General features: G+C 65.8%; 7 protein-coding genes. 5 read left to right on the top strand and 2 right to left on the bottom strand.

Features of this window, described 5'->3' with window-relative positions; genetic code table 11:
* Positions 1-12 precede the first annotated feature (12 nt).
* From N5D53_RS09740 to N5D53_RS09720, 5 genes are all read left to right on the top strand, one after another.
* Positions 13-1,287, top strand: a complete 1,275-nt coding sequence (locus N5D53_RS09740; protein WP_279840225.1) for an aminotransferase class V-fold PLP-dependent enzyme — start codon at positions 13-15, stop codon at positions 1,285-1,287.
* Between the two features lie 14 nt (positions 1,288-1,301).
* Positions 1,302-2,162, top strand: coding sequence for a formylglycine-generating enzyme family protein (locus tag N5D53_RS09735; protein WP_051101450.1), 861 nt, complete (start codon positions 1,302-1,304; stop codon positions 2,160-2,162).
* Positions 2,163-2,277: 115 nt separating this feature from the next.
* Complete coding sequence (locus N5D53_RS09730) at positions 2,278-3,612, top strand: SidA/IucD/PvdA family monooxygenase (RefSeq protein ID WP_279840224.1); 1,335 nt, start codon at positions 2,278-2,280, stop codon at positions 3,610-3,612.
* A 16-nt stretch (positions 3,613-3,628) separates the two neighbouring features.
* On the top strand, positions 3,629-5,278 hold the full coding sequence (locus N5D53_RS09725; RefSeq protein WP_104961110.1) for a cyclic peptide export ABC transporter: 1,650 nt from the start codon (positions 3,629-3,631) through the stop codon (positions 5,276-5,278).
* Between the two features lie 241 nt (positions 5,279-5,519).
* A complete protein-coding gene (locus tag N5D53_RS09720) occupies positions 5,520-7,946 on the top strand; it encodes a TonB-dependent siderophore receptor (protein ID WP_104961109.1) in 2,427 nt (808 codons plus the stop codon).
* Positions 7,947-8,149: 203 nt separating this feature from the next.
* On the opposite strand, the gene N5D53_RS09715 is transcribed toward N5D53_RS09720, so the two are convergent.
* Both N5D53_RS09715 and N5D53_RS09710 read right to left on the bottom strand, forming a co-directional pair.
* Positions 8,150-9,103 (bottom strand): alpha/beta hydrolase, encoded by a 954-nt coding sequence (locus tag N5D53_RS09715; RefSeq protein ID WP_104961108.1) that lies wholly within the window; start codon positions 9,101-9,103, stop codon positions 8,150-8,152.
* Positions 9,104-9,158: 55 nt separating this feature from the next.
* Positions 9,159-13,685: non-ribosomal peptide synthetase (locus N5D53_RS09710; RefSeq protein ID WP_279840223.1), on the bottom strand; the 4,527-nt coding region annotated here is incomplete at its 5' end.

Below are 13,685 nucleotides of genomic sequence, written 5' to 3'. Positions count from 1 at the left end.
AGCCTGTCTTCCATGAGCAACCGTCGCACCTTTCTCAAGCAGGCTGGCCTGCTGGCCGCCAGCCTGCCGCTGCTGCCCCAGGCCCTGGCCGATAGCCCCGACAAGCCGCTGAGCGGCGCCGACAAATGGCGCAACCTGCGTGAGCTGTTCCCCCTCGCCCCCAACGTGGCGCACTTCGCCAACTTCCTGGTCACCGCCCACCCACGCCCGGTGCAGGCCGCCATCGACCGCCACCGCGCCGACCTCGACCGCAACCCCGCCGCGCTGATGGACTGGGAAAGCCAGTACGAATGGCAGCGCGAGGATGAAGTACGCGAGTGGGCCGCACGCTACCTGGCGGTCGGCCCGCGCCAGATCGCCCTGACCGGCAGCACCACCGAAGGCCTGGCGATGATCTATGGCGGCCTCAAAGTCGGCGCCGGGCAGGAGATCCTGATTACCGAGCACGAACACTATTCCGCACAGAAGGCGCTGGAGTTCCGCAACCAGCGCCAGGGCACCGCGGTGCGCCAGATCCGCCTGTTCGACGACCCATGGACGGTCTCCACCGACCAGGTGCTGAGCATCCTCGACAAGGCCATCAAGCCCAACACCCGGGTGCTGGGCATGACCTGGGTGCACTCTGGCAGCGGCGTCAAGCTGCCGGTGGGCGAGATCGGTGAACTGGTGCGCCGACACAACCGCGAGCGCAGCGAAGCCGAGCGCATCCTGTATGTGGTCGACGGCGTGCATGGCTTCGGCGTGGAGAACGCCCGCTTCGCCGACTTCAACTGCGACTACTTCATCGCCGGTACCCACAAGTGGATGTTCGGCCCGCGCGGCACCGGGATCATCTGCGCCGCCTCCACCGGCATGCAGCACCTGGTGCCCAGCGTCGCCACCTTCTCCCGCGATGAGGACTTCGCCACCATCATGACCCCGGGCGGCTACCACGCCTTCGAGCACCGCTGGGCCGCCGGCGAAGCGTTCAAGCTGCACCTGCAGTTGGGCAAGGCCGAGGTGCAGCAGCGCATCCACCAGCTCAACAGCCTGCTCAAACAGCGCCTGCTCGAGCACCGCCAGATCCAGCTGGTGACCCCGCGCAGCGAACAGTTCTCCGCCGGTTTCACCTTCTTCCGCATCAAGGATCGTGATGCCGACGCCGTCGCCGCGCACCTCACCACCAACAAGGTGATGTGCGACGCCGTATATCGCGACGTCGGCCCGGTGATCCGCCTGGCGCCAAGCCTGCTCAACGACGAGCAGCAGATAGACCGGGCCATGTCCCTCATTACCCAGCAACTTTGAACAAGGCATCTTCCATGAGCGCACCTCTGCACCGCCTCACCCTGGCCGCCGTGCTGGCCGCCTGCAGCCTGCCGGCCCTGGCCGCGCAGCCGTCGGACAAGCCCGGCACGGTGTTCCGCGACTGCGACAAGACCTGCCCGGAAATGGTCGTGCTGCCCGCCGGCACCTTCACCATGGGCACCCCGCCCGACGAGATGGGCCGCCAGGACGACGAAGGTCCGCAGCATCCGGTGACGTTCGCCAAACCGTTCGCCATCAGCCGTTTCCAGATCACCGCCGGTGAATGGGCCGACTACCAGAAGGCCACCGGCATCGTCATCGCCGACGGCGACGATCGTCCCGGACGGCGCTGCACCAACAGCAAGCCCAGCTACCAGCAAGGCCCTCGCCAGCCGGCGGTGTGCATGAGCTACGAAGACATCGAGCACTATGTGGCCTGGCTGTCGAAGAAGACCGGCAAGCACTACGCCATGGTCAGCGAAGCCCAGCGCGAATACGCCGCACGCGGCGGCAGCACCGGCATGTTCCCGTTCGAGCCGGACGCCAATCTCGAGATCAGCAAGAACGCCAACGTCTACGGCCCCAAGGACGGCTTCAGCTACAGCTCACCGGTGGGCAGTTTCCCGGCCAATGCCTTCGGCGTGTACGACATGCACGGCAACGTCTACGAGTGGGTCGCCGACTGTTACCACGACAGCTATGTCGGCGCGCCGGCCGACGGCAGCGCCAGGAAGGAAGCCGACTGCCGGCAGATCTCGATCCGCGGCAACGACTGGGGCGAGGCGCCGATCTTCTCGCGCTCGGGCAACCGCAACACCACAGTGCGCGACGACCGTGGCGACTGGATCGGATTCCGCGTGGTCCGCGAGCTGTAAAGCGCCCGGCGGCGGTAAATTCTCCGCCAGCAGGCTCGTTCCTATCGGTGTACTTGCGCAGGACACGGGGCGCCCTTCAGCGGCGCCCCACTCGACCATCCAAGGAACCGCAACCATGAGCCAGACCTCTTCCCCCGAAAAAATCCACGACCTCATCGGCGTCGGCTTCGGCCCTTCCAACCTGGCCCTGGCCATCGCCCTGGAAGAGCTCGCCGAGACCAACGGCCACGCCCTCGACGCCCTGTTCATCGACAAGCAGACCGACTACCGCTGGCACGGCAACACCCTGGCCACCCAGAGTGAGCTACAGATCTCCTTCCTCAAGGACCTGGTTTCGCTGCGCAACCCTACCAGCCTCTACAGCTTCGTGAACTACCTGCACCAGAAGCAGCGCCTGGCCGACTTCATCAACCTGGGCACCTTCTACCCCTGCCGCCTGGAGTACAACGACTACCTGCGCTGGGCCGCCGAGCACTTCGCCACCCAGGCGGTGTACGGCGAGGAAGTGCTGCGCATCGAACCTGAGCTACGCGAGGGCAAGGTCGACCACCTGCGCATCGTCTCCCGCGACCCGCAGGGCCGTGAAACCCAGCGCCGTGCCCGCTCGGTGGTGATCGGCAGCGGCGGCACGCCGAAGATCCCCGACGCCTTCCGCGCCTTCAAGAACGACCCGCGGGTATTCCACCACTCCCAGTACCTGAGCGCACTGCAGCAGCTGCCTTGCAACGAAGGCAAGCCGATGCGCATCGCCGTGGTCGGCTCCGGGCAGAGCGCCGCCGAGGCCTTCATCGATCTCAATGACAGCTATCCAACGGTCAAGGTCGACATGATCCTGCGCGCCTCGGCCCTCAAACCGGCCGACGACAGCCCGTTCGTCAACGAGATCTTCGCCCCCGAGTACACCGACCTGGTGTTCAACCAGCCCCACGCCGAGCGCGAGAAGCTGGTCAGCGAATACCACAACACCAACTACTCGGTAGTCGACGTCGACCTGCTCGAGCGCATCTACGGCATCCTTTACCGCCAGAAGGTCGCCCATCAGCACCGCCACGCCGTACTGTGCCGCCGCACCATCGAAGATGTGGTGGAAACTGCCGCAGGCATCGAGCTGACCTTGCGCGACCTGGCCACCGATGTGCGCCAGACCCACCGCTACGACGCGGTGATCCTCGCCACCGGCTACGAACGCCGCTCGCACCGCGAATTGCTGGCGCCACTGCAGCAGCACCTGAAGGACTTCGAGGTGGACCGCGACTACCGCGCGCTGGCCAACCCTGAGTTCGGCGCCAACGTCTACCTGCAAGGGTTCTGCGAAGCCTCCCACGGCCTGAGCGACACGCTGCTGTCGGTATTGCCGGCACGCGCGGCGGAGATCGGCCAGTCGCTCTACCAGCACCTGGGCAAGCAGGCCAGCAACGCGCCGGCCAGCCTGCGCCAGACCTGCGCCTGAGGACGGGAACCAGCCGATGAGCACTTCCAACCGCGGGGCCCTGCGTGAATTGCTGGCCCTGCTCAGGCCATTCTGGCCGATCGTCACCCTGTCCATCTTCCTCGGCATGATCGGGGGCCTGAGCGTGACCACGCTGTTGGCCACCATCAACGGCGCGCTGCACGCCGAGGGCGACCTGGGGCACAGCCTGATCCTGGGCTTTGCCGGGTTGTGCCTGCTGGCACTGGTGAGCACGATCCTGTCGGATATCGGTACCAACTATGTCGGCCAGCACATCATCGCCCGCCTGCGTAAAACACTGGGGGAGAAGGTGCTCGCCGCGCCGATCGAGCAGATCGAGCGCTTTCGCAGCCACCGTCTGATTCCGGTACTGACCCATGATGTCGACACCATCAGCGACTTCGCCTTCGCCTTCGCGCCCCTGGCGATCTCGCTGACGGTGACCTTGGGCTGCCTGGGCTACCTGGCCATGCTGTCATGGCCGATGTTCCTGCTGATGCTGGCGGCCATCGCCGTGGGCACGAGCGCCCAGTACCTGGCGCAATCGGTAGGCGTGCGTGGCTTCATGGCCGCCCGCGACGCCGAGGACGACCTGCAACGCCAGTACAACGCCGTCGCCGGTGGCGCGAAGGAACTGCGCATCCACCGCCCACGTCGCCACCGCATGTTCGTGCATGGCATCCAGGCCACCGCGGATTTCATCTGCAAGACCCAGATCCGCGCGATCAACACCTTCGTGATCGCCAAGACCTTCGGCTCCATGCTGTTCTTCGTGGTCATCGGCGTCGCACTGCTGATGCACGGTGCCGGCCCTGGACAGGACAAAGCGGTCATCAGTGGCTTCGTCCTGGTGCTGCTGTACATGAAAGGCCCGCTGGAACACCTGATCGGCACGCTGCCCATCGTCGGCCGTGCCGGCATCGCCTTCCAGCGCATCGCCGATCTTTCCCGGCAGTTCTCCTCCCCCGAGCCGCACCTGCTGCTGACCGACGCACCGGCTGCCAAGGCCACGGTGCGCAGCCTGGAACTGGTCGAGGTGAGCTACGCCTTCCCAGCGGTGGGCGATGCCGCGCCCTTCCAACTGGGGCCGGTCAACCTGCGGATCGAACAGGGCGAAATCGTCTTCATCGTCGGCGAGAACGGCTGTGGCAAGACCACGCTGATCAAGCTGTTGCTGGGACTCTACGCACCACAACAGGGGCATATCGCACTGGATGACAAGATCATCGATGCCAGCGACAGGGACCAGTATCGCCAGCTGTTCACCACGATCTTCGCCGACTACTACCTGTTCGACGATGTGATCCAGGGTGAACAGAGCATTCCCGAAGATGCCAACCAGTACCTGGAACGCCTGGAAATCTCACACAAGGTGAGCATCCAGGACGGCAAGTTCACCACCACCGACCTGTCCACCGGGCAACGCAAGCGCCTGGCGCTGATCAATGCCTGGCTGGAGCATCGCCCGGTGCTGGTGTTCGACGAGTGGGCAGCCGACCAGGACCCGACCTTCCGCCGGATCTTCTACACCGAGCTGCTGCCCGACCTCAAGCGCCTGGGCAAGACCATCATCGTGATCTCCCACGATGATCGCTACTTCGATATCGCCGACCAGTTGGTACGCATGGAAGCCGGTCGCGTGGTCACCCAGCACGTCCCGGCCTGACCACTCCACGAGCGCGGCGCACGGCCCGGCCTGTCCGGGGCACGGCGCCGCGATCCGCCCGCAAGGAAGCTGGAACAGTCGACGCCATAGCATTACCGCTCGGGGTTTTCATCAGATAAATCGCAAAGGACAGATTGTTGATTCTGTTTTTCCGGTTTTCAATCCGTGATGCGTCTAATTATCAGTTACTGATTATTCCAAAAGAAAAACTGCCCACTTCCTTCAGGAGTCCCTTTCACCCATGCACCGCCCGAATCTGTCCCCGACCCCTCTGGCACGCGCCGTACGTCCATCGCAGTCGAACCGTACGGTACTGCCGGGCGCCCTGCTCGCCCTGATGCTGCTGGGGAGCAGCGCAGCGCACGCCGAGCAGGTCTCCGTCAACATCGCCGCCCAGCCGCTGTCCACCGCCTTGCAGCAACTGGGCCAGCAGACTCAGATGCAGATCCTCTACAGCCCAGAGTTGGTGCAAGGTTTGAAGTCCAGCCCGGTATCCGGCTCGCTGTCGACCGACGAGGTGCTGCAGCGCATGCTCCAGGGCAGCGGCCTGTCCTACCGCGTGGACGGCCACACCATCCTGCTGATGCCGCCACCCAGTGCCGGCGAGGCCGCACTGGAGCTAAGCCCGACCTCGATTTCGGGCATGGCGCCGGGCTCGATCACCGAAGGCTCCGGCCTGTACACCACCTACATGTCCAGTAGTTCGACGCGCCTGAACCTGACCCAGAAGGAAACCCCGCAATCGGTCACCGTGGTCACCCGCCAGCGCCTGGACGACCAGAAGCTGACCAACCTGACCGAGGTGCTCGAGGCCACCCCAGGCATCACCGTGCTCCGCACCGGCATCGGCGCCGAGAACGACACCTACTGGTCGCGCGGCTTCCAGATCAACAACTTCGAGATCGACGGTGTTCCCACCTCCCCTCGCCTGGACAACACCACCCAGAGCACGGCGATGTACGACCGTGTCGAGATCGTGCGTGGCGCCACCGGCCTGATCAGCGGCACCGGCACCCCGTCGGCGACCATCAACATGATCCGCAAGCGCCCGACCGCGACCTTCCAGGGCAGCGTGACCGCCGAAGCTGGCAGCTGGGACCGTTACGGCACCGGATTCGACGTCTCCGGCCCACTGACCGACAGCGGCAACGTCCGCGGGCGTCTGGTGGTCGACTACAAGACCCAGAACTCTTTCGTCGACCGCCTCGAGCAGGATACGCAGCTGATCTACGGCATCTCCGAGTTCGACCTCAGCGAAGCAACCATGCTGACCGTCGGTTTCAGTTACCTCAAGACCCAGGTCAACGACCCGCTGCGCACCGGCTTCCAGGTCCGCTACGCCGACGGCAGCAAGACCGACTTCAGCCGCTCGAAGAACAGTTCGCCGACCTGGTCGTACAACGACCGCAAACAGACCAATGTCTTCACCTCCCTCGAGCATCAGTTCGACAACGGCTGGAGCGGCAAGGTCGAGCTCAGCCACAGCGTCATGGACTTCGACGAGCTGATCAACTACATGAACGGCGAGATCAGTTCGGTGGACGGCTCCGGCGCCTACATGTACCCCAACCGCTGGTCGGGCAAGCCTCGCCAGAACAACCTCGACGCCTACCTGACCGGCCCGTTCACCCTGTTCGGTCAGGAGCATGAGCTGATCACCGGCGTCACCCTGTCCCGCTACACCGAAAACACCCCGGATCACGGTGGCTGGTTCGGTCCCTGGACCGGCTATGACGGCACCATCGACAATGTCTGGGACTGGAAAGGCCAGGGCCCGCGCCCGGACACCACCACCGTCGGCAAGACCTACATCCAGGAAAACCAGTACGCCGCCTACATGACCGGTCGCTTCCACGTGACCGACGACCTGGCTGTGATTCTCGGCGGTCGCGTCACCGACTGGCGACGCACCAGCGACTACCAGAACTGGAACGATCCGACGCTCGACAACAAGAGCGACGAAAACCGCCACGGCGTATTCCTGCCCTATGCCGGCGTGGTCTACGACCTCAACGACACCTGGTCGGTCTACGGCAGCTACACCAAGATCTTCAACCCGCAGCCCTATGGCGTGCACGATGAGAAGTTCAAGGCCCTCGACCCACAGGAAGGCACCGGTTACGAGCTGGGCGTGAAAGGCAGCTTCAACGACGAAAAACTCAACGCCAGCCTGGCGCTGTTCCGCATCGAACAGGACAACCTGCCCGTCTATGTGCGTGCGCCGGACATCTACCGCGCCGAGCAGGGCACCACCACCGAGGGCGTGGAGCTGGAGCTCAACGGCGAGCTGGCCGAGGGCTGGCAGGCGTTCGCCGGCTACGCCTACAGCGTCAGCACCGACTCCGACGACAACCGCATCGTCACCAACAACCCCCGTCACAGCGCCAAGACCTTCACCACCTATCGCCTGCCCGGCATTCTGGACAACAAGCTGACCATCGGCGGTGGCGTGAACTGGCAGAGCAAGACCGGCCAGGACCTGCACACCTTCACCCAGGGCAGCTATGCCGTGACCAACCTCATGGCGCGCTACGACATCACCCAGAACCTGAGCGCATCGCTCAACCTCAACAACGTCTTCGACCGCAAGTACTTCTCCTACGTCGACAGCTGGGGCGTGTACGGCGCGCCCCGCAACTTCATGACCAGCGTGCAGTACAAGTTCTGACCGCAACCACGACCCAGGGCGCCAGGCCCTGGGTCGTGGGCCTGGCGCCACACCCCACGCAGCAACGCCCCCCTATTCGCGGGCAAGCCCGCCCCCACAGCCCCCCGTCACTCTCAAGCCATGTGCTCATCTGCACGAGCGGGCTTGCCCGCGGGGCAACGCAAAAGGGCCGCATAGCGGCCCTCGATATCCAGTGCAAAACATCAGTTCAAGGCATCACGCAGCACCTGCGCCAACCTCGCATACACCGTGTCGATCTCGGCCGTGACCAGGCGCATGCGCAGGAAGTCGTGCACCAACCCCTCGAACACTTCGCTGCTGACCGTCACCCCCTGCTCGCGCAGGTGACGCGCATAGGCCTGCCCTTCATCTAGCAGTGGATCGAAGCCTGCCAGGCCGATGTATGCCGGCGCCACGCCCTGCAAGCCGGTGGCCAGCAGCGGCGAGAAACGCCAGTTCGAGCGGTCCTCGGCCTGGCGCGCATAGTGATCGTAGAACCACTCCAGGGTGGCGCTTTCCAGCAGGTAGCCCTCGGCGAACAGCGTACGCGACTCCCTGCTCTTCGAGGCATCGGCCACTGGATAGCAAAGCAATTGCAGCCGCGGCTGGACAGGCCCACCCAGGTGGGCGGCGTCGATCGCCAGCACGCTGGCCAGGGTCGCGCCGACACTGTCGCCGCCCACGGCCACCCGGCTGGCATCCAGCCCCCACTCGCGCGCGTTGTGTGCCAGCCACGCCAAGGCATCGGCGCAGTCGTCCAGCGCCACCGGAAAGCGTTGCTCCGGGGCGCGCCGGTAATCGACGGTCAGCACCGCGCAGGGGGTGCGCGCGCAGAACTCGCGACAGACACCATCGTGCGAGGCGATGCTGCCCACCACGAATCCACCGCCGTGCAGGTACAGCAGCACCGGCAGTGGTTGCTCGGCAGGCGCGCAGGGCCGGTAAAGACGCAGCGTCAGGGTGGCGCCATCGCGAGCCTGGCAATGCAGGTCCTCGCTGTGCACCTGTGGCGCTTCCCAACGCATGCGCACGGAGGCCTGCTCGAAGGCGTCGCGCGCCTGAGCGGGGGTCGAGCGGTGAAAGGCCATGGACTGGCCATCGCCTGGGCTGGCGTCGACCAGGTCGAGGAATTCGGCAATTTCAGGATTAAGTGGCATGGCTCGGTTCCTGGGCCGGACGCACCCGCATCCGGCCTGTCAGAAGAAGGAAAATTCAGTTGGCCTGGACCTGCAGGCAGTGCTCGATCAACAGCACCAACTCGGCCTGGAACTGTTCCATGAAGGCCGTGATGGTGCCCTGGCGGAAGCGTCGGTTGCTGTAGATGCAGCGGAACGACAGCTTGCCGTCGAACACCTGGCCTACCACTTCGAGCCAGTTGGCCAGGCTCGCCTGCTGCGAGAAGCTGTCGCCTACGCTCTCCGGCGCGGGCAGGAACAGCGCCTGCTCGGCATCGAAGCTCTGGTCGAGCTGCCCCAGGTAGTTGAAGGTGACCTGCGCCTGCGGCAGGTCGGCCAGGCGCGCGCGCACCCACGGTTCGTCCATGTGGCGCAGCACGCCGTAGCCGATGCCCTTGTCCGGCACCTGGGCCAACTGCTCGCGAATCGCCACGATCGACGCCCCGGGCTCGGACACCGGGCTCAGGCGTACCGGATACATGCTGGTGAACCAGCCCAGGGTACGGCTCAGGTCCAGTTGCTCGAACAGATCCTCGCGGCCATGGCCTTCCAGCAGCACCAGCGCCGACGCACTGTCGTCCCATTGGCACAGGGCCCGGCTCAGCGCAGTCAGCAGCAGGTCGTTGATCTGCGTCTGGTAGGCCGCGGGCGCCTCCTTGAGCAACTGTGCGGTCCGTTGCGCATCCAGGCTGAACGCGGCCTCTTCGCGGTGGCACATGAGATTGCCGCCACGTGGGTTGTCACAGCGCAGCGGCCCGTCCTGCCGGTCGAGCTGCGCCACCCAGTACTCGAGCTCACGCTCGCGCAGGGTCACCGCATGGCCGGCCAGGCCAGCGGCCCATTCACCGAAGCTGCTGGTGCGCAGCGGCAGCTGCGGCTCCCGTTCGGCGAGGAAAGCCTGGTAGGCCTCCTGCAAGTCCTGCAGCAGCACACGCCAGGACACACCGTCGATCACCAGGTGGTGGATCACCAGCAGCAGGCGTACCTGGCCATTGCCCAGGGTCGCCAGCAAGCCGCGCATCAGTGGCCCCTGGGCCAGGTCCAGGCTGCGTTGCAGCTCATTGGCCAGGTCCTCCAGCGCCTCTTCGTCGGCCACCTCGCGCACCCACAGCAGCGGGTCGTCGCCCAGACGCTGCAGGCACTCCTGCAACGGCTGGTAACGCTGGATCCAGCGCCCCTGCTCGTGGGTGAAACGCAGGCGCAAGGCATCGTGCTGGCCGAGCATGCAGGTCAGTGTGCGCTCCAGCGCCCGCGCATCCAGTGGCTGGTTGGCACGCAGGATCAACGCCTGGTTGAAGTGTTCCGGCGCATGGGTCTGCGCGGTGAAGAACCACTCCTGGATCGGGATCAGCGGGAAGGCGCCCTCCACCACCACGGCCTGCTGCTCGCCGCTGACCCGCGACACGCCCTGCTGGTCGAACAGGTTGGCGATGGTCTGGCAACGCATCAGGTCGCGCAGCTTGAGCTCCAGTTTCAGTTGCGCATGGTTGCGCACCCGCGAAATAACCTGCAGGCTGAGGATCGAATCGCCACCCAGCTCGAAGAAGTTATCGGCGATCCCCACCTGCTCGACCTGCAGCACCTCGGCCCAGATCTGCGCCATCCATTGTTCCTCCTCGCAGCGCGGGGGCACATGGCTGGCCAGGTCGAAGGTGGGCTCCGGCAGGGCCTTGCGGTCGAGCTTGCCATTGGGCGAGACCGGCAGGCGCTCCAGGCAGATCACCTGCAACGGCACCATGTAGGCCGGCAGCGTCTCGGCCAGGGCGGCCTTGAGCTGATCGCCGCGAACCTCGGCGGTGGCCGCAACGTAGCCGATCAACTGCTTGCCGGAGACGCCGTCGCGAGCGATCACCACGGCATCGCCGACACCCGGTTGCTGGCGCAGGCTGGCTTCGATCTCGCCCAGCTCGATGCGGAAGCCCCGCACCTTCACCTGGTGATCCAGACGCCCGACGTAGTCCAGTATCCCGCTTTGACGCAGGCGCACCAGGTCCCCGGAACGGTAGAAACGCGCACCAGGCTCACCGAATGGGTCCGGCACGAACCGCTCGGCAGTGATCGATGGTCGCTGGTGATAGCCGCGAGCCACGCCATGGCCACCGATGAACAGCTGCCCGGCGAAACCGACCGGCAATGGGTTGAGGTCATCGTCCAGCACCCGTAGCGAGCGCTGCCCCACGACCCGGCCGATGGGTGCGTAGGCCGCGCCGCAGGGCTCTTCGGCCGAGGCCTTCCAGAGCATCGGCGTGACTACCGTTTCAGTCGGACCATAGCCATTGGTGATGTAGCGTGGCCGCAGCACCTCGCGCACCTCGGCCAAGGTCTGCTCCGGCACCGCGTCGCCGCCCAGGCAATAGATACGCACCGGGGGCGGCTCGACACCGCTGCGCTGCACATATTCGGCCACCTGCTTCAGGTAGGCGGGCGGGAAGCAGGCGATGTCGACCCGGCCCCGACTCAGCGCCTCGCAGGTCTGCTGGGGCGTCCACAGTTCGTTGTCGCGCAGGATCAGCGTACCGCCCACCGCCAGCGTGGTTAGCCAGCGCTCGTGGGCGCCGTCGAAGGCGAACGACATGAAGTGCAGCTCTCGGGTGCCGGCCTCCATCTCGTAGAGCTCGGCGATGGCCTGGCAATGCACGCTCAAAGGTCCATGGCTGACCGCCACGCCCTTGGGCACACCGGTCGAGCCAGAGGTGTAGATCAAGTAGGCCAGGCTGTGCTCGCCCGGCACCGGGAACACGCTGGCCGGCGTACCGGCTTCGCACGCCAGGGTCGCCGGGTCGAGCGGTTCCAGGCCCTCGGGCAGGGCCAGGCGCTGCCCCAGGTCGGCACGACCGATCAGTTGGCGCATGCCGGAGTCCTGGATCATGAAGGCCAGGCGCTCGGCCGGGTAGTCCAGGTCCAGCGGCACATAAGCCGCACCGCTCTTGAACACCGCCAACAGGGCCACCAGCATATCCACCGAGCGTTCCAGGGCTACGCCCACCAGTACCTCCGGGCCGGCACCACGGGCGAGCAGTTGCCGCGCCAGCACGTCGGAACGGGCCTCCAGCGCCGCGTAGCTGAGGCTCTGGCCGGCACACTCGACGGCGATGGCCTCGGGCCGCGCGGCCGCCTGGCGAGCGATCAGTTGCGCCAGCATCACCCGCTCGCCGGCCTGCGCCGGCACCGCGCCCCAGGCGTCGAGCGCCTGATACTGCGCCGGGCTGAGCCGTTGCAGGTTGCCGATGTATTCGACAGGGCTGTCGATCATCGACTGCAGCAAGGTCTCCATCAGTGCGCGAATGCCCTGCACGGCCTCGGGCGTGAAGTGGCTGCGCAGGAACAGGTACTCGATGGCCAGGGTCTCGCCGAGGGTTACCGCCAGGTCCATGGGGAAGTTGGTGACGTCGTGGCTGCTCGAGGCGCCGAAGCGCAGGCCGCCCTGGGCCTGTTCCAGGCGCTGGTCGATGGGGTAGTTCTCGAACACGATGATGCTGTCGAACAGGGCCTGGCCACCCTGCCCCGACCAACGCTGGATGTCGGCCAGCGGCGCATGGGCGTGCTCGCGCAGGTCCAGGTTGTCGGCCTGCAGTTGCTGCAGCCACTGATCCAGGCGCTGTGTCGGCTCGAGGGTCTGGATCACCGGCAAGGTGTTGATGAACAGGCCAAGCATGTGCTGAGCGTTGGCCAGGCTCTCGGGACGACCGGCCACTGTAGCGCCGAAGGCCACGCTGCGCTGTCCGGTGTAACGCTGCAACAGCAACAGCCAGGCACCCTGGATCAGGGTGTTGGCGGTAATGCCCTGGGCCCGGCAGTGCTGCTGCAAGGCGGCGGTGCGTTGGGCGTCCCAACGGGTGTACAGCGCCTCGTGCCCCGGCAGGTCTGCAGTGTGCCGCGGGTGAATCGACTGGCTCAGTTGGGTCGGCGCATCGAGCAGGCGCAGACGGCCCTGCCAGTAGTCCTGCAGGCGCCCCTGATCCTGCTCCTGCAACCAGGCGATGAAGTCACGGTAGCGGCCGCTGTCGCCGGTCACTTCACCGCTGGCGTAGTGCTGCAGCACCTCGCCGAACAACTGCGAACTGCTCCAGCCGTCCATGAGGATATGGTGGCTGGTCCACACCAGCTGGTGCTCGGCGTCGCCCGTGCGCACCAGCAACAGGCGTTGCAGCGGCACCTGGCCGAGGTCGAAGCCACGCTGCGCGCGGGCGACCGTCTCGAGGTCGGCGGCGGTAAAGGATCGTGCCCGCCAGTCGAGCATGGTCATAGCCACGTCGACGTGACGGTGCACCACCTGCAACGGCGCGCTCTGGCCGCCTTCCCAGTGGAAGGAGGTACGCAGGATCTCGTGACGGCCGATCACATGCTGCCAGGCGGCGCGGAAGCGCTCTTGCTCGAGCCCCTCGACCGGCAGGCTGAGCTGGTTGACGTACAGGTCGTCGCCTTCGTCGGACAGGCTGTGGAACAGCATGCCCTGCTGCATCGGCGACAGTGGGTAGATGTCTTCGACCTCGGCCACCGCCACTGGCAGTGCGTCGAGTTGCGCCTGGCTCAGGCCCGCCAGCGGGAAGTCCGACGGCGTCAA

This window comes from Pseudomonas sp. GD03862 (genome assembly GCF_029840855.1).
GTDB lineage: Bacteria > Pseudomonadota > Gammaproteobacteria > Pseudomonadales > Pseudomonadaceae > Aquipseudomonas > Aquipseudomonas alloputida.
Note: the sequence above shows the minus strand (reverse complement) of the source record. Positions and strands in the feature narration are given on the sequence as shown.